The 17,533-nt window shown below is 68.5% G+C and carries 13 protein-coding genes; 5 read left to right on the top strand and 8 right to left on the bottom strand.

Annotated elements, in window-relative coordinates; all coding sequences use genetic code 11:
- Positions 1 to 216 precede the first annotated feature (216 nt).
- The gene (locus ACLSSQ_RS10495) at positions 217 to 1,758 is read left to right on the top strand and encodes a PLP-dependent aminotransferase family protein (RefSeq protein ID WP_416242640.1); all 1,542 of its coding nucleotides are present in this window, start codon (positions 217 to 219) and stop codon (positions 1,756 to 1,758) included.
- 18 nt (positions 1,759 to 1,776) lie between these two features.
- Here ACLSSQ_RS10495 and ACLSSQ_RS10500 read toward each other — a convergent pair whose 3' ends face one another.
- From ACLSSQ_RS10500 to ACLSSQ_RS10530, 7 genes are all read right to left on the bottom strand, one after another.
- Positions 1,777 to 3,255, bottom strand: a complete 1,479-nt coding sequence (locus ACLSSQ_RS10500; RefSeq protein WP_416242641.1) for an ATP-binding protein — start codon at positions 3,253 to 3,255, stop codon at positions 1,777 to 1,779.
- An 86-nt stretch (positions 3,256 to 3,341) separates the two neighbouring features.
- The gene (locus ACLSSQ_RS10505; protein WP_416244291.1) at positions 3,342 to 4,604 is read right to left on the bottom strand and encodes an HD-GYP domain-containing protein; all 1,263 of its coding nucleotides are present in this window, start codon (positions 4,602 to 4,604) and stop codon (positions 3,342 to 3,344) included.
- 60 nt (positions 4,605 to 4,664) lie between these two features.
- The gene (locus ACLSSQ_RS10510; RefSeq protein WP_416242642.1) at positions 4,665 to 6,032 is read right to left on the bottom strand and encodes an ATP-binding protein; all 1,368 of its coding nucleotides are present in this window, start codon (positions 6,030 to 6,032) and stop codon (positions 4,665 to 4,667) included.
- Positions 6,029 to 6,706: a response regulator transcription factor gene (locus ACLSSQ_RS10515; protein ID WP_014237305.1), complete on the bottom strand. Its 678-nt coding sequence runs from the start codon at positions 6,704 to 6,706 to the stop codon at positions 6,029 to 6,031. The genes ACLSSQ_RS10510 and ACLSSQ_RS10515 overlap by 4 nt, the downstream gene beginning before the upstream one ends.
- A 40-nt stretch (positions 6,707 to 6,746) precedes the next feature.
- Positions 6,747 to 7,406, bottom strand: a complete 660-nt coding sequence (locus ACLSSQ_RS10520; protein ID WP_416242643.1) for a cytochrome b/b6 domain-containing protein — start codon at positions 7,404 to 7,406, stop codon at positions 6,747 to 6,749.
- Positions 7,407 to 7,415: 9 nt separating this feature from the next.
- Positions 7,416 to 7,895 carry a cytochrome C gene (locus ACLSSQ_RS10525; RefSeq protein WP_416242644.1) on the bottom strand — a complete coding sequence of 160 codons (480 nt, stop codon included), beginning with the start codon at positions 7,893 to 7,895 and terminating at the stop codon, positions 7,416 to 7,418.
- A gap of 11 nt (positions 7,896 to 7,906) precedes the next feature.
- Complete coding sequence (locus ACLSSQ_RS10530) at positions 7,907 to 8,329, bottom strand: DUF1924 domain-containing protein (protein WP_205230268.1); 423 nt, start codon at positions 8,327 to 8,329, stop codon at positions 7,907 to 7,909.
- A 187-nt stretch (positions 8,330 to 8,516) separates the two neighbouring features.
- Between ACLSSQ_RS10530 and mutS the strand changes: the two genes are divergently transcribed.
- Positions 8,517 to 11,120: a DNA mismatch repair protein MutS gene (gene mutS, locus ACLSSQ_RS10535; protein WP_416242645.1), complete on the top strand. Its 2,604-nt coding sequence runs from the start codon at positions 8,517 to 8,519 to the stop codon at positions 11,118 to 11,120.
- A gap of 9 nt (positions 11,121 to 11,129) precedes the next feature.
- On the top strand, positions 11,130 to 11,408 hold the full coding sequence (locus tag ACLSSQ_RS10540; RefSeq protein WP_287874194.1) for a hypothetical protein: 279 nt from the start codon (positions 11,130 to 11,132) through the stop codon (positions 11,406 to 11,408).
- On the opposite strand, the gene ACLSSQ_RS10545 is transcribed toward ACLSSQ_RS10540, so the two are convergent.
- Positions 11,378 to 11,872, bottom strand: coding sequence for a CZB domain-containing protein (locus tag ACLSSQ_RS10545; protein ID WP_014237299.1), 495 nt, complete (start codon positions 11,870 to 11,872; stop codon positions 11,378 to 11,380). The two genes, ACLSSQ_RS10540 and ACLSSQ_RS10545, sit on opposite strands and share 31 nt — an antisense overlap.
- A gap of 250 nt (positions 11,873 to 12,122) precedes the next feature.
- On the opposite strand from ACLSSQ_RS10545, the gene ACLSSQ_RS10550 reads away from it, so the two are divergent.
- On the top strand, positions 12,123 to 13,397 hold the full coding sequence (locus ACLSSQ_RS10550) for an O-acetylhomoserine aminocarboxypropyltransferase/cysteine synthase family protein (RefSeq protein WP_014237298.1): 1,275 nt from the start codon (positions 12,123 to 12,125) through the stop codon (positions 13,395 to 13,397).
- Positions 13,398 to 13,655: 258 nt separating this feature from the next.
- Positions 13,656 to 17,474 carry a response regulator gene (locus tag ACLSSQ_RS10555; protein ID WP_416242646.1) on the top strand — a complete coding sequence of 1,273 codons (3,819 nt, stop codon included), beginning with the start codon at positions 13,656 to 13,658 and terminating at the stop codon, positions 17,472 to 17,474.
- Positions 17,475 to 17,533: the final 59 nt, after the last annotated feature.

The following is a 17,533-nucleotide window of genomic DNA, read 5'->3' on the forward strand; positions in this document are numbered from 1 at the left end:
CGGTCTCCTGGGGCGTCGGTTGGCCTTGTCAGCCCCGCCAGTGTGGCGGCAAAATGGCCTTGTATAAATTGCCACTTTTGATAATTAATAAGACCACTTTTCCATGCCCGGACAGTGCCGGATGTCGCCTGCCGCACTTCTCCGGCCGCTGCCGACGCCGCTTTTCCCGATTCCCGTGCACCGAACTTCACTTTCCACCAAGCTGAGAAACTCTCCATGAGAACCCGTGCCACCGCCTACCCGATCTGGAACCGCTTCGCCCCCGAAGCGGGCAGCCGGCTGTCCATGCGCGAGCAGCTGGTGCGCTTCTTCCGCCAGGGGGTGGCGGACGGCACCCTGCAGGCCGGCATCCGCCTGCCCGCCTCCCGGGTGCTGGCGGCGGAACTGAAGCTGTCCCGGATCACCGTCTCCGGCGCCTACGAGCAGCTGATCGCCGAAGGCTTTCTCGAGGCGCGCCAGGGATCGGGGACCTATGTGGCAGCCCACGCCGCCGGCCCGGCCCGGGCACCGGCTCCTGGGGGCAGCGCTTCGATCGCGTCTGCCGCTTCCGCCAGGAACACTGCCCCACGGCGGCCGGCGGCAGCCCCCGCAAGCACGCCGGGCTCCCAGCGCGCCCGTTGCCTGCGCGGCCCCGACTCCATGTCCATGGCCCAAGCCGCCTGGCCCCTGACGCCGGGCCTGCCGGCCCTGGATGCCTTTCCCTACGCCCTCTGGGGCCGCCTCGACGGCCGCTTCTGGCGCCGCCATCCGGCCCCCGACCTGTCCTACGGCGAGCCCCAGGGGCTGCTGGCCCTGCGGGTGGCCCTGGCCGAATACCTGGGCGCCGCTCGGGGCGTGGTCTGCCGCCCGCACAACATCATCATCGCCCCCGGCGCCCAGGCGGCCATCGCCATCGCAGCCCTGGCCCTGACCGACGCGGGGGATTCGGTGTGGGTGGAAAACCCCGGCTACGACGCTGCCTACCGCAGCCTGGTCCTCTCCGGCGTGACGGCGGTGGGCATCCGGGTGGATGACGCGGGCCTGGACGTGGAGGACGGCCGCCGGCGGGCGCCGGAGGCGCGGCTGGCCCTGGTCTCGCCCTCCCACCAGTATCCCCTGGGCGTCACCATGAGCCTGGAGCGCCGTCTGGCCCTGCTGCAATGGGCCGACGAGGTCAACGCCTTCATCCTGGAAGACGATTACGACAGCGAGTTCCGTCACGAAGGGGCGCCGACCCCGGCGCTGAAGGCCCTGGATGCGCGCAACGGCCGCGTCATCTACATCGGCACCCTGAGCAAGCTGCTGGCCCCGGGCCTGCGGCTGGGCTATCTGGTGGTGCCCGACGAACTGGTGGAGGTGCTGCAGACGGTGCGCAACGGCACCGACCACCGGGTACCCGCCTCGATCCAGGCCACAGCGGCCGAATTCATCGGCAACGGCCACCTGGGCGCCCACATCCGCCGCACCCGGGCCCTTTACGGGGAACGGCGGGCCGCCCTGCTCGATGCCCTCAGGGAAGCCGGAGAAGCACGGTTTTCCGTCACCCATGCGGCCACCGGGCTGCACCTGCTGGCCCATCTGCCCGGGCGGGTGGACGACCTGGCCCTGGCCGCCGCCGCCCGCGCCCACCGCATCGGCGTCACACCCCTGTCGGCCTACCGGGTCGGCCCCGGGGCCGGCGCCTCACGGGGATTGCTGATGGGCTTCGGCAACACCCGGCCGGAAGCGATCCGGGCCGCCGTACGCACCCTGTGCGGGCTCTATCCGGACGCCGGCTGAAACGGTGGCGGTGCCGCCCTAGGCCTCGCCCCGGGCCAGCACCACGGTGAACCAGAAAGTGGCGCCCTGGCCGGCCTGGCTGTTGATGCCGATGCAGCCGCCCATCATTTCCACCAGGTGCTTGCTGATGGAGAGCCCCAGGCCGGTGCCGCCGAACTTGCGGGCGATGGAACCGTCCACCTGGGTGAAGGGGGCGAACAGCTGGGGAATCTTTTCCGCCGGGATGCCGATGCCCGTGTCGCTGACGGCGAAGCGCAGGATGACGTTGCCGCCGCTCTCCCCTTCCCGCCACACCGAGAGGGTGATCTCGCCCCGGGCGGTGAACTTGACCGCGTTGGCCGCCAGATTGACCAGGATCTGGCGCAACCGCCCCGGATCGCCGCGCAGCTTGAGGGGCACGTCCGGCTCCACATGCAGGTGCATCTCCAGGCGCTTGCTCCGCACCTGGGGCGCGAACAGTTCCATCACCTGGGCCAGCTGCTGCCCCAGGTCGAAGTCCCGGCTCTCCAGGTCGAGCCGGCCGGCCTCGATCTTCGACAGGTCCAGGATGTCGTTGATGATGGCCAGCAGGGATTCGCCGCTGCTGTTGATGACCTCCACGTATTCCCGCTGCTCCTCGTCCAGGGGCGTTTCCCGCAGCACCTGGGCCATGCCGAGGACGCCGTTCATGGGGGTGCGCAGCTCGTGGCTCATGTTGGCGACGAACTCGGACTTGGCCCGGCTCGCCTGCTCCGCCGACGCCAGGGCATCCTGCAGCCGCTGCAGGCTCTCCAGCTGGAATATCTTCAGCAGGCCCATCACCGCCAGGGCCACCAGCACGGCGCAGGCCGCCCGCAGCAGTTGCACCGGGACGTGGAACAGTTCGAGGAAGGTCTGCTGGTTGATGAGGGATGGCGGGAACCAGTCGGCCCGGGGCACCACGATGCCCCCCAGCACGGCATGGAGGATGAAGGCCCCGGCCGCCACATTGCTGGCCAGGCGGATGGAGCGCTGTTCCGCCGCCGGCATGGTCTCCAGCAGGACCTGCCGGCAGTAGAGGTAGAAGCCGATGCCGGTCAGCAGGCTGGCGGGAAAGCCGCCCAGGTAGCGGGACCAGATGGTCATGCCCAGGAGCGGCGCGGCGCTGAGGCCGGCGCCGAGAGCGACGCCCAGGAGCATGGGGAAATACAGCCAGGGTCCCAGGAGCCAGCGTACACGGGCCTGCCAGGGCGATGGGGCGAGGGAGGCCAGCACCAGGTTGCGGCCGAACTCGAACAGGAAAAGGTAGGAAAGCAGCAGCAGGAAGGGGCGCGTCGCGGCCAGCCAGGGCACGTCGCCCCGCACTTCGCGCCACAAGTCGGTCCATTCGAGGAAGCCGTGGACGAAACCGAAGGCCGCCAGCATCCACAGGATGCGGGACAGCTGCAGATGGCTGCGGTGGTCGTAGCGGACGACGATGACCACGCCCATGAGGAGGAAGGCCAGGCCGTAGACCAGATAGACCACATCCATCGTCATTCACCTTTTCTAACGACGCCGCAATGGCACCATGGTCGCATTCCCGGCCCCTTCGGGCCAAGCACCGGAGCCGCTCTCCGACGGCATCAGGCGGCGGCAGGCCGGGCCGCCCGCATGGCGGCATCCATGTCCCGGGCCGCCACCGCCACCACCTCGGCGTCGATGCGGCCCTGGTGCGCCAGTTCCTGGAGGAACTGCAGCACGGCATCGGCCGAGAGTCCGGCCCGGTAGGGACGGTCCTGGGCCATGGCCTGGAAAATGTCCGCCACCCGCAGGATGCGGGCCTCCCGGGACATGGCGTCCACGGTCAGGTGGAAGGGGTAGCCGCTGCCGTCCGGCTCCTCGTGGTGATAGGAGGCCCAGGCGGCAATTTCCTCGAAGCCCCGGATGCGGTGCAGGATCTGGTAGGTCTCGAAGCTGTGGGCGTTGATCATCTTGCGTTCCCGCTCGTCGAGCTGGCCCGGCTTGTCCAGTACCTCGTCGGGCACCCGCAGCTTGCCCAGGTCGTGCAGCAGGCCGGCGATTTCCAGGCGCTCGCAGTTGGCCTGGGGCACCCCCATGGCCTCGGCCAGATGCCGGGCCAGACGGGCGACGCCGAGGGAATGCTCGGCAGTGAAGGGGCTCTTGGCATCGACGATGCGGGAGAAGATGCCGGCCAGCTGCTTCAGCTGGGCCAGGGAGGCGCGGCAGGGCTGACCCTGGGCCAGCATGTCCTCCAGGGCGGACTGGATGCCCCGGGGCTCCAGGCGCAGCCAGAAGGCCTCGGCGGCAGAGGCCTGGAGAAAGGCTTCCACCAGTTCGGGGGCGAAGAAGGTGCCGGCGCTGTCGCGGATTTTCTGGCGGATGGCCGGCGCCTGCATGAGCACGTTGCCGCTGCTGTAGTAGGGCGCGGTCAGGGCATCCACCCGGTCCACCAGGAAAATCAGGTTGGCCTGCTCGGCCACCTGGCGGGAGACGTCGGCCCGCCCCTGCAGGTCCTGCCAGTGGGTGTGGTGGTAATGCACCGGCTCGGCCATGGCGGCCAGGGGCCCGAAGTCCCGCAGCAGCTCGCAGCCGACGTTGCAGTGCTCCTGGGACATCTGCCAGTCGAATTCGCTGACCAGGTGGTTGTGGGTGCGGGTGGAGGAAACCCCGATGTCGTGCAGCAGCCCCAGGTCGAAGAGAAAGGTGGTGTCGCCCCGGTCCAGCCCCATGACCCGGGCGCAGGCCGCCGCCATGATGCCCACCCGCTTGCCGTGGGCCACGTCGTCGATGCCCACCAGGTCGAGGGCGTCGGAAAGGGCGTAGATGACCTGGCGCAGGTCCACATCGATGTAGGAGGCAGCAATGGGCGAGGTATTCACAGTCATCCTTGCGGGAATGGGATGGGACCACTCAGTGTGCATGACGCACTGGTTCAAGTCAGCTAGTCAATCACCCAGGGGAGGAGACGGGTGCCGGGCGCGGACCGGGAAAGCAATCGCCACGTCCAGTCCCCCCAGATTGGCGGCGGCTCCCAGGCTGAGGCGGGCGCCATGCAGTTCGGCGATCCGCGTGACAATGGAAAGGCCCAGGCCGTGGCCGTCACCGGCGCCCGGATCGAGCCGGCGGAAGCGGGCCAGGGCCTCCTGGCGCTGCTCCGCGGGAATGCCCGGGCCGCTGTCGCGCACATGCAGGACGGCATCAGCGCCGCCGTCCCCCTGCGCCTGGCAGCAGACCAGCACCCGGCCACCGGCGGGCGTATGGCGGATGGCGTTGTCCAGCAGGTTGCGCAGCAGCACCTGCAGCAGCAGGGGCGAACCGGTGACGCTGATTTCCGGCCCCTCTTCCACCTCCAGCTCCACCCCCTTGTCGAAGCCGGCCGGGGCCAGGGAGGCCACGGTTTCCACCGCCAGGCGGCGCAGGGGGCAGGCTTCCTGGTCCGGCAATTCGGCCTGGGCGTCCAGCCGCGCCAGGGTCAGCAGCTGATCCACCAGCCGCGCCGCCCGGCGACTGCCGCTGACCAGATGGGCCAGGGCCCGCTGCCGGGTTGCGTCGTCGCCGGCGGCCTGGGCCACTTCCGCATGGGTCTGCAGCACGGCCAGGGGCGTGCGCAATTCGTGGGCCGCATCGGCGGTAAAACGGCGCTCATCGTCCTGGGCACGCCGGACCTGTTCGAACAAACGGTTGAGACGTTCCAGAATCGGCACCACTTCCCGCGGGGCCTCGGCCAGGGATATGGGCTGGAGCCGCTGGGGCGCCTGGGCGCCGATGGAATCGGCGAGACGGGACAGGGGGCGGAATGCCAGCAGGACGAAAATGCCGAGCACCAGGCCCAGCACCGGCAGGCCCACGCCCATGGTCTGCAGCAGATGGCTGGCCACCTCGTTGCTGATCTCCGCCCGGCTTTCGGCCGCATCGGCAACCTGGATCAGGTAGTGGCGGCGGGCATCGCGCACGCTGAAGACACGCCACGCCTTGCCGTCGATAGTCACATCGGAAAAGCCCTCTTCCCGCGGCGACAGACGGCTGTCGGGCGCCCGGGGGGAGCGGGTCAGCAGACGCTCGCCATCCCACACCTGGAAGGCCACCTTCTTGTCGTAGCGATGCCGGGGCAGGCGCTCGCCGATGTCGTCGGCCTCGTCGCCGAGAAAGGCGAACAGCAGGGTGGCCGATTGGGCCAGGTGGGCATCGAGCAGTTCTTCGGCCTCGTGCCGGGCCTCCCGGTAGGCGATGACCCCGACCACGCTCCACACCAGGGCGACGGCGGCGAGGATGCCGAAGAGAATGCGCAGGCGCAGGGAATAGGTGCGCATCATGGCGCCGGGCTCCGGCCGGCTTCGGGGATCAGGTAGCCGACGCCGCGCACGGTGCGGATCAGGTCGGCCCCCAGCTTGCGCCGCAGGTGATGGATGTGCACCTCGATGGCATTGGATTCCAGCTCGCTGCCCCAGGCATAGAGATGGGATTCGATCTGGGCCTTGGTCAGCACCCGGCCGGCCTGGGCCAGCAGTTCGTGCAGCAGGTCGAATTCCCGGGCCGACAGTTCCACCGCCTGCCCCGCCAGGGTCACCCGCCGCCCGGCCGGGTCCAGGCGCAGATTGCCATGGACGATTTCCGGCACGGCGCGGCCACCGCGGCGACGGGTCAGGGCCCGCAGGCGGGCGCCCAGTTCCTGCAGGTTGAAGGGCTTGATCATGTAGTCGTCGGCCCCGGCATCGAGGCCGGCCACCACGTCATCCGGCGCATCCCGGGCGGTGAGGATCAGCACCGGCATGGCATCGCCCCGGGCCCGCAGCTGGCGCAGCACCTCCAGGCCGGACACCTTGGGCAGCCCCAGATCGAGCACCAGGGCGGCAAAGGGCTCGCTGGCCAGGGCGTGGCCGGCAGCCTCGCCATCCTGCACCCAGTCGGCCTGCCAGCCGCCCTGGCGCAGGCCCATCTGGATGCCTTCCCCCAGGGCCTGGTCGTCTTCCACGATGAGAATTCGCATGATTGCTGCCGGACCTCTCTATTGTGTGCGCCCTATCCAATCACGCCAGCGCCAGGGCAATGGCGCCACCAATCAGGGCCAGCAGCCCCACGGCCACCGGCAGGTGACGGCGGGCAATGCCGTCCTCCGGCCGTCCCTGCTTGTAACCGTGCCACATGGCGGCCACCAGGTTTTCCCGGTGCAGCAGACTGCTCCACAGCACGGCTGCCACATGGACGAAGACCAGCCCCAGCATGGCGGAGGCCACGCCTTCATGGACCTCTTCCAGCCAGTCCCCGGCCACCTCGTTGAAGGTCATCCAGCCGGTGGCGGCCGTCAGCAGGCCCAGGCCCAGGAGGGCCAGCACGGCCAGGGCGCCGGCGGGATTGTGGCCGGTGTAGTGCGGCGGGCGCAAGCGCAGCATGCCGAGCAAATACTCGCGGATCGCCGCCTGGCCCCGGACGAACTGGCTGAAGCGGGCGTAACGGCTGCCCACCAGCCCCCACAGAAGGCGGAAGACGATGAGGGCCGCCACCACGTAGCCACTGGCGATGTGAATTAGCTGCCAGCGTTCCGACTCGCTGGTGATGAAGGCGGTGGTGAAGGCCAGGGCCAGGCTCCAGTGGAACAGGCGCACCGGCACGTCCCACACTAGGATTTTGCCGGGGAAGGAATCCGACGCGTTGGCGGCGGTAATACGTTGTTGCTCATGGGTAGTCATGGCGGTTCCTCATCGACGGCCATCGGCCGGCTGCAGGGAGCCTTCGCCGAAATCGCCCTGTTCGGCCCGGCGATGGCATTGCTGGCACTGGGCCATGGGCGTGGCCTTGGCGCCGGCCGGCACCTTGGGCAGCGGGTAGCCGCGCAGCTCCGCGGGCCGATGCTTGCGCTGGAACCAGGCGGTGGTGGTGAGGCGCGGCGCCGCCCCCTTGCCCTCATGGGCGCTGCGGGTGCTGGCCTGGGCTTGCAGCAGGCTGGCGATCTCCCGCTGGGCCTGGGGCTCCAGGCTGGCGTCGCTGCCGAAATGGCGCTCCAGCTGCTGCAGGGTCACCTTCCAGCCGGCAGCATCCATCAATGCCGGCGGATAGGCGACGTGGCAACTGCCGCACTCCGCCGCGTAGGTTGGAGACAGGGCATAACGATGGTCGCCGGCCCAGGCGCCGCCAGCCAGCAGCAGGGTTGCCAGGGACAGGCTCTGTAGTGTTTTCATGGCATCACTCCTCAGGGTTTCACGGTCAGCAGATAGGCCAGCAGGTCGCCCTTCTCCTCGGGCGTGCAGGCCCGGCCCAGCACATCCTTGCAGTTGCGGCCGAACCATTTGTCCACCTTGGCGGCATCGCTGAAACGACGGGGATTGGCGGCCGGAGCCAGGGGTTCGATCAGCTTGCGGGTCACCGCATGGGCGCCGCCCTGGCCCGGGTTGCTGGTATGGCAGGAAGCGCAACTCCAGTCGCTGCCATGGGTAGTGCTGAAGAAGCTGCGGCCCCGCTCGGCGGAAAAGGCGCGCAAGGCGGGATTGGACTGCCGGGCCTCCGCCAGCCAGGCGGCCTGCAGTTCGGCAGGCGAGGTGGGCGATGCGGCCAGGGTGCTGCCGGCCAGGAGCGCCAGGGCGACGCCCATGGCCAAGGGTCTGGGGAAATACATTTGGGTCTCCCAAAGTGAATACGGGAGCCAGTATTGGCAGCCAGGATTAAGCCAACCTTAAGTCCCCCTCCCGCCCCAAGGGAAATTCGGCCAGACTTCTCCCCCCGACCTTCCCCCCCGCCGCCAGACACGGGATAATCCGCCCCTTCGGCGGCCCCTGCCGCGCCCATCCATTTTTGCGAAGCCCATGGCAACCAAGAAGAACAGCGATCCCTCCGGCCACACCCCGATGATGCAGCAGTATTTGGCGCTGAAGAGCCAGCATCCGGGCACCCTGCTCTTCTACCGCATGGGAGATTTCTACGAGCTGTTCTTCGAGGATGCGGAAAAGGCCGCCCGCCTGCTGGACATCACCCTCACCACCCGGGGCCAGTCCGCCGGCCTGCCTATCAAGATGGCCGGGGTGCCCTACCACGCCGTGGAGCAGTACCTGGCCAAGCTGGTGAAGATGGGCGAATCCGTGGTCATCTGCGAACAGGTGGGCGACCCGGCCACCAGCAAGGGCCCGGTGGAGCGGGCCGTCTCCCGCATCGTCACCCCCGGCACCCTGACCGACGCCGCCCTGCTGGACGAGAAGCGGGACACCCTGCTCATGGCCCTGACCGGCGGCCGGGGCGTCTGGGGCCTGGCCTGGCTCAACCTGGCCAGCGGCGAATTCCGCGTCAGCGAAGTGGCCACGGAAAAGCTGGCCGCCACCCTGGAACGCATCCGCCCGGCCGAAGTGCTGCTGCCCGATTCCCTGGTGCCAGAAGTGAATATCAGCGCCGCCACCACCCGCCGCCCGGACTGGCATTTCGACGCCGAAGCGGCCAAGCGCCTGCTGCTGGAGCACTTCAAGGTGCAGAGCCTCACCGCCTTTGCCGCCGAAGACCTGCGCCCCGCCCTGGGGGCCGCCGGGGCCCTGCTGCAGTACGCCCAGGCCACCCAGACCCAGGCCCTGCCCCACGTCCAGGGCCTCATGGTGGAGCGGGAGTCCGCCTACCTGGGGCTGGATGCCGCCACCCGCCGCAACCTGGAGCTGACCGAGACCCTGCGGGGCGAAGCCTCCCCCACCCTGTTTTCCCTGCTGGATTCCTGCATCACCGCCATGGGCGCCCGTTACCTGCGCCACGCCCTGCACCATCCCCGGCGCGATCGGGCGGCGCCGGCGGCCCGCATCGACGCCATCGGCGCCCTCATGGCGGACCACCTGGCCCTGGCCCAGTACCTGCGCAGCGGCCTGAAGGGCTTTGCCGACGTGGAGCGCATCGCCGGCCGCATTGCCCTGCGCAACGCCCGCCCCCGGGACCTCTCCAGCCTGCGCGACTCCCTCGCCTGCCTGGAGGAACTGCGCCGCCCCCTGGCCGGCCATCCCTCGCCCCTGCTGGGTGAGCTGTGGGGCCAGCTGGAAGCGCCGGTGGAGGCCATCGACCTGCTCATGCGCGCCATCGCCCAGGAACCGGCGGCCATGGTGCGGGACGGCGGCGTCATGGCCACCGGCTTCGATGCCGAGCTGGACGAGCTGCGGGCCCTCAACGACAACTGCGGCGCCTTCCTGGTGGACCTGGAAGCCCGGGAGAAGGAACGCACCGGCATCGCCACCCTCAAGGTGGAATACAACCGGGTGCACGGCTTCTACATCGAAGTCACCCACGCCAACACCGACAAGGTGCCGGACGACTACCGCCGGCGCCAGACCCTGAAGAACGCCGAACGCTACATCACCCCGGAACTGAAGGCCTTCGAGGACAAGGCCCTCTCCGCCCAGGACCGGGCCCTGGCCCGGGAAAAGTGGCTCTACGAGCAGGTGCTGGATCAGTTGCAGCCGGTGGTGCCCCAATTGCAGGCGGTGGCCCGGGCCCTGGCCCAGCTGGACATGCTGGCCTCCTTCGCCGACACCGCCGTGGCCCGCAACTGGTGCCGCCCCGAATTCACCGACCGGCCCGGCCTGTGGCTGGAAGCGGGCCGCCACCCGGTGGTGGAAAACGAGTTGCAGACCCAGGGCGACACCTTCATCCCCAACGACCTGGACCTGGGGGAAAGCGAAGAAGCGGAACGCCGCCTGCTGCTCATCACTGGCCCCAACATGGGCGGTAAATCCACCTACATGCGGCAGACGGCGCTGATCGCCCTGCTCGCCCACGTCGGCTGCTACGTGCCGGCCAAGGCGGCCCGCCTGGGGCCCATGGACCAGATCTTCACCCGCATCGGCGCCTCCGACGATCTGGCTTCGGGCCGCTCCACCTTCATGGTGGAAATGACCGAATCCGCCGCCATCCTGCACAACGCCACGGAACAAAGTCTTGTCTTGATGGACGAGGTGGGCCGGGGCACCTCCACCTTCGACGGCATGGCCCTGGCCATGGCCATCCTGCGCCACCTCTTGGCAAAGAACCGCAGCCTGACCCTGTTCGCCACCCACTATTTCGAGCTGACCCGCCTGGCCCACGAATACCCGGCCCTGGTCAATGTGCATCTGGACGCGGTGGAACACGGCGACCGCATCGTCTTCCTCCATGCCGTGGAAGAAGGCCCGGCCAACCAGAGCTACGGGATTCAGGTGGCGGCCCTGGCCGGCATTCCCAATGCGGTGGTGCGGGCCGCCAAGAAGGAACTGCGGCAGCTGGAAACCCGTGCCGCGGTGGACCCGCTGCAGCCGGACCTCTTCGCCGCCGTCCCGGCGCCCGACGAGGGGCCGGAAGCTCCGGCCCACCCGGCCCTGGAGCGGCTGGGGGAGATCGATCCGGACAGCCTCTCGCCGCGAGAGGCACTGGACCTGCTGTACGAACTGAAGACCTTGCAGCGGGGCTAGGCGCGGGTGTTGCAGAGCCTCATCCCCTGGGTGGACCATCCCTGGCTGCTGCTGGCCTGCCTGGCCCTGTCGGTGCCGCCCCTGCGGGACATCTGGCGCATGATGTTCGACGACGCTGCCGACTTTGCCGAAGACCTGAGACTGGCCGCCCTCCCCGACTGGTGGGCCTGGTTCCAGGGCCGCTATTGGGACGGCCAGTGGGCCGAACTGAAACTGACCGTCTTCGCCCTGCTCTGCGTCGGCCTGCCCGCCGCCCTCTACCGCATCATCGCCGGCTGGGTGAACTGAAACTCTTCCTCCATGCCCTGGGCGCAGCCGGCGTCGAACAGGTCGGCCAGATGCACCAGCCAGCTGCGCAACTCCCGGTAGTGAGGCTCGAAGTCGTGGTGGAAGCTGCGGCTGGCCTCCTGCTCGTCACCCTGGGCCTGGGCCCGGGCGATGGTCCGCACGTCCTCGCACACCTGGCGGTGGATGCGGGCGAAATCGGAGAAGGAACCCAGATCGCCGAAGTTGCGCCGGGCGCCGCTGGCGATCCAGCGGCCCAGGGGCCGTTCTTCCAGCCGGGGCAGGCGCTCGCACCACATGGGCCCGGGCGTACGCCCGTCCACCACCCAGGCGGTAACTTCGCGGCGCACCGCCGTCCATTCAGCCGCCACGCGGCAGAAGTTGATCTGGCTGCGCACTTCCTCCCGTTCCCGCCGGGAGAAGGGACTACCGCTGAAGAAGGCTCGGATAAGGTCGAGGGGACGCATGGCACACCTCTTTTCTTATAGTGGTTGGCTTGATTTAATTTTATGCCTTTGCGCATAAAACGAAAGTAATATTCGGCGCCCCCAGGGTTCGTCCTAGGTACTTCCCGGGAAAGTCCCTAGGAACCAACTCGTAGTTTGCATATACCCAATCGATCTAGAAAACCGCTTTTTTAGTGCTAGACTCTCATCCACTGTCATGGCGGCCACCGAGGGGCCGCCCCACCGATCATCCAAACAAGGGAGACTCCTGATGCCGAAGCTCGAAACCCTGGCCGTACATGCCGGTTATTCCCCCGATCCCACCACCAAGGCGGCGGCGGTACCCATCTACCAGACCACCTCCTACGCCTTCGACAACACCCAGCACGGGGCTGACCTGTTCGACCTGAAGGTGGCGGGCAACATCTACACCCGCATCATGAACCCCACCCAGGACGTCCTGGAAAAGCGCGTCGCCGCCCTGGAAGGCGGCATCGCCGGCCTGGCCCTGGCTTCCGGCCAGGCTGCCATCACCTACGCCATCCAGACCATCGCCGAAGCCGGCGACAACATCGTCTCCACCGCCACCCTCTACGGCGGCACCTACAACCTGTTCGCCCACACCTTCCCCCAGCTGGGCATCCAGGTGCGCTTCGCCGACTACCGGGACCCGGCCTCCTTCGAGAAGCTGATCGACGGCAAGACCAAGGCCATCTACGCCGAAACCATCGGCAACCCCCTGGGCAACATCACCGACATCGAGAAGCTGGCCGAGATCGCCCACCGCAACGGCATTCCGCTGATCGTGGACAACACCGTGGCCAGCCCCTTCCTGCTGCGTCCCATCGAGTTCGGCGCCGACATCGTGGTGCATTCCCTGACCAAGTACCTGGGCGGCCACGGCAATTCCATCGGCGGCATCATCGTCGATAGCGGAAAATTCCCCTGGGCCGAGCACAAGACCCGCTTCAAGCGCCTCAACGAGCCCGATGTTTCCTACCACGGCGTGGTGTACACCGAAGCCCTGGGCCCCGCCGCCTACATCGGCCGCGCCCGGGTCGTACCCCTGCGCAACACCGGCGCCGCCATCAGCCCCTTCAACGCCTTCCTCATCCTGCAGGGCATCGAGACCGCCGCCCTGCGCATGGAGCGCATCACCGACAACACCATCGCCGTGGCCAAATACCTGCAGAGCCACAAGAAGGTGAAGTGGGTGAACTACGCCGGCCTGGAAAACCACCCGGACCACGCCCTGGCCAAGAAATATCTGGGCGGCAAGCCCTCCGGCATCCTCACCTTCGGCGTCGAGGGCGGCATCGAGGGCGGCACCCGCTTCCAGGACGCGCTGCAATTGTTCACCCGCCTGGTGAACATCGGCGACGCCAAGTCCCTGGCCTGCCACCCGGCCTCCACCACCCACCGCCAGCTCAACCCGGAAGAACTGGCCAAGGCCGGCGTCACGGTGGATACGGTGCGCCTGTCCATCGGCATCGAGCATATCGACGACCTCATCGCCGACCTGGAACAGGCCCTGGCCGCCGTCTGAGCCAAACCTGCCGCAACCACGAAACGGGGCCCCAGGCCCCGTTTTTTTTTGCTCCCGGCGCCCCCCGGGACAATCGCCGCCTCGCATTCGGCATATGCCGATTGACAAGACGCCCCCGAATTTTTGACACTGGAACCATGGGCGGCGAGCCGGCCCGGCCATGCCTGGTGAATCAAAGGCCGCCGCCGCTGTCCGAATGGCGGACGGAACCAGGATCGAGCCTGAGCGGGAGTGCGGATGGGCAATTTAGCAACGCGGATGCGCCGAAAAATCGAAAGCCTGCCCCTGAAGATCAAGGCAGCCCTCTTCTGCGCCCTCATTTTCGCCCTGGGCATGGGTTCCCTCGCCTACTACGTGGCCGACGCCCTGCGCCGGGATTCGGTGGTCCTCATCGGCCAGGAGCAGAAGACCGGCGCCGACTTCCTCGCCCGGACCCTGGAAGCGGAACTGCGGCTGCGCCTGGACGTCATCGACGGCCTGGCCCGCCACCTGGTTGCCCAGTCCCTCAACTCGCCCCGGCAGATCCAGACCTTCCTCAATGAGCAGACGGTGGCCAGCCGCATCTTTTCCCGGGACATCTACTTCATCGCCGCCAACGGCATCCGCACCGCCGAGTATCCGCAACGGGGCCACGTCGGCACGCCCTACAACGACAGCAGCTATTTCATCAGCATCCGGGACACCCGCAAGCCGGCCATCCGGGTCTGGTTCGGCCGCTTCGCCAAGAAGCCGGTGCTGCTGGTGGCGGTACCCGTCATCGCCGCCGACGGCACCTTCCTCGGCGCCCTCTGCGGTGCCGACGTGATCGCCCCGGGCAGCCCCCTGCACCTCACCGACGAAGTTCGTAACGGCCAGAGCGGCGGCTTCCACGTCTACGCCCTGGACCAGGGCATCTTCGCCGCCAGCACCGACCCCACCCGGGTCCTGGAAAAGCTGCCGGCTCCCGGCATCAACCCCCTGCTGGACCGGCGCCTCAAGGGCTACACCGGCCCGGGCCAGACCGTGGATTCCAAGGGCCTGGAAATCATCAGCGCCGCCACCATGGTGCCTACCGCCAACTGGATGGTGGTGTCCTACCTGCCGACCCGGGAAGCCTTCGCTCCCCTGGAGCGGGCCACCACGCGCATCTACAGCGGCGCCGCCCTCATCACCCTGCTGGTGGCCCTGCTGGTGTGGCTGGGAGTGCGCCGCTCCCTGGCGCCCCTGGAACGGGCCGCCCGCCAGATCGGCGAAACCGGGGCCGGCCACATTCCCCTGGAGCCGGTGGAGGTCCAGGGCAGCGGCGAGATCCGCATGCTGCTGCAGAACTTCAACCTGCTGCAGCAGCACATCGCCGCCCAGAACGAGACCATCCGGCAGGAGCGGGACCACCTGGAGGTGCTGGTGGAGGAGCGCACCGCCGAGCTGGTGGGGCTGGCCAAATCCCTGCGGGACGCCAACCAGGAGCAGCAGGCGGTGTTCGACGCCGCCCGCATCGGCATCATCCTCACCCGGGACCGCATCATCCGCCGCTGCAACCGCACCATCGAGGAAATTCTCGGCTACGAGCCGGGGGAAATCCTGGAGCAGAGCACCCGCATCTGGTACCCGGACGAGGCCACCTTCCTCGCCGTGGGCGAGCGGGTGCGGGAGGGCCTGGCCCGCCACGGCTACTTCCGCGAGGAACTGGAGCTGGTACGCAAGGACGGCAGCCGCTTCTGGGGCCGCATCATGGCCCAGGTGATCGACCGCAACGCCCCGGAAAAGGGCATGGCCGGCACCGTGGAAGACATCGGCGAGGAGCGCCGCATCCTGGCGGAGATGGCCCAGGCCAAAGCCCTGGCCGAAGCGGCGGCCCAGGCCAAGGCCGACTTCCTGGCCAACATGAGCCACGAAATCCGCACCCCCATGAATGCCGTCATCGGCATGACACACCTGGCCCTGAAGACCGACCTGGACGAACGCCAGCGCGAATACCTGCGCAAGATCCAGCATTCCAGCCAGCACCTGCTGGGCATCATCAACGACATCCTGGACTTCTCGAAAAGCGAGGCCGGCAAGCTGCACATCGAGCAGATCGACTTCGACCTGGAGAAGGTGCTGGAGGACGTCTCCAGCCTGATGTCGGAGCGGGCCACCAGCAAGGGACTGGAGTTCGTCATCGAAATGGCCGACGAGGTGCCGCGCCACCTGGTGGGCGACCCCCTGCGCATCGGCCAGGTGCTGATCAACTACGCCAGCAACGCGGTGAAATTCACCGAACGGGGCGAGGTGGCCATCCACGTCGGCCTGGAGGAAGACCAGGGCCAGGAGGTGCTGCTGCGCTTTGCCGTGCACGACACGGGCATCGGCATCAAAGCCGGGGAACTGCCCACCCTCTTCAACAGTTTCCAGCAGGCCGACAGTTCCACCACCCGTAAGTACGGCGGCACCGGCCTCGGCCTGGTCATCGCCAAGCGCCTGGCCGAACTGATGGGCGGCCAGGTGGGGGCCGAGAGCGAGCCGGGCCGGGGCTCCACCTTCTGGTTCACCGCCCGCCTGGGCCGGAGCAGCACCGCCCGCCACCGGGCCCAGCCCCGGCCCGACCTGCGGACCCGCCGCCTGCTGGTGGTGGACGACCACGACCATGCCCGGGACGTGGTCTGCGACATGCTGCGCAGCATGAGCTTCCAGGTCAGGGACACCGATTCGGGCAACCGCTGCCTGGCCGAACTGCAGCGGGCCAGCGCCGCCGGGGAGCCTTACGACATCGTCTTCCTCGACTGGCAGATGCCGGAAATGGACGGCCTCGCCACGGCCCGGGAAATCCGCCGCCTGGAACTGCCCCAGCCGCCCCTGGTGCTGATGATCACCGCCTACGGCCGCGATGAGCTGGCCCGCAGCGCCGGCGAGAGCGGCCTCCAGGGCATCGAGGAAATCCTCATCAAGCCGGTCAGTCCTTCCCAGCTGTTCAACACCGTGATGCGCATCCTCGACCATGAGGACGGCCCCCACAGCGCGGCCGACCCGGAGGCCCTGCCCGACCTGGCGCCCCTGGCCGGCCTGCGGGTGCTGCTGGTGGAGGACAACCAGCTGAACCAGGAAGTGGCCAGCGAATTCCTGGCCGGCGCCAACATGGTGGTGGATGTGGCGGACGACGGCGCCAGCGCCCTGGAAAAGGTGCGTCAGCAGCGTTACGACGTGATCCTGATGGACATGCAAATGCCGGTCATGGACGGCATCGCCGCCACCCGGGAAATCCGCCGACAGTTCCCCGCCGCCGTCCTGCCCATCCTGGCCATGACCGCCAACGCCATGGAGCAGGACCGGGAACGCTGCCTGGCGGCGGGCATGAACGACCACATCGCCAAGCCGGTGGACCCGAGGGACCTGCTGGGCAAGCTGCTCAAGTGGCTGGCCCCCGGCGCGCCCCTCGTGGCCCCGCAGGCCGCCGCGCCGCTGCCCGGCACCGTCACGCCGACGCCGCCGGTCGCGGCCCCAGCCAAGGCCGACCGCCAGCCCTTCGCCGGCATCCCCGGGCTGGATGCGACCCTGGGCCTGCACCAGGCCCTGGACCGGGAAGGCCTCTACCTGCGCCTCATGGACAAGTTCGTCAGCGGCCAGCGCGACGCCCCGCAACGGCTGGCCCGGGCCATCGATGCCGGGGACTGGGTCGGGGCCGAACGGGAGGCCCACACCCTCAAGGGCGTCAGCGCCCAGATCGGCGCCATGCCCCTGCGCGACCTGGCCGAAGGGCTGGAGCACGCCATCCGCCAGCGGGACCCCCCGGACCTGCTGCAGGACCTGCTAGGCAAGATCGCCGACAGCCTGCCCCCGCTGGTGGACGCCATCGCCGCCGTCCTGGCCACCCAGGAAGTGCCGGCGGCCAAGGCCACGGTGAACTGGATGCAGGTGGAGGAAGTCTGCGCCCGCCTGGCCCAGCAGCTGGCAAACGACGATTTCGCCTGCGAAAAGCTCCTGGACGAACACGAGGCCCTGCTCCACGGCGCCCTGGGCGAGGACTTCCCGCCCCTGGCCCGGGCCGTGCGCGACTTCGACTTCACCCAGGCCCAGGCCCGGCTGCAGGCCCTGGCGGCAAGCCACCGGCTCAAGCTCTAGGGCAGCCCCGGGGCCGCCTCCGCCGCCCCGGCACAAAATCCTGAAAGGCCCCGGCGAGT

The sequence above is a fragment of the Azospira sp. APE16 genome (assembly GCF_047901315.1).
GTDB lineage: Bacteria > Pseudomonadota > Gammaproteobacteria > Burkholderiales > Rhodocyclaceae > Azospira > Azospira oryzae.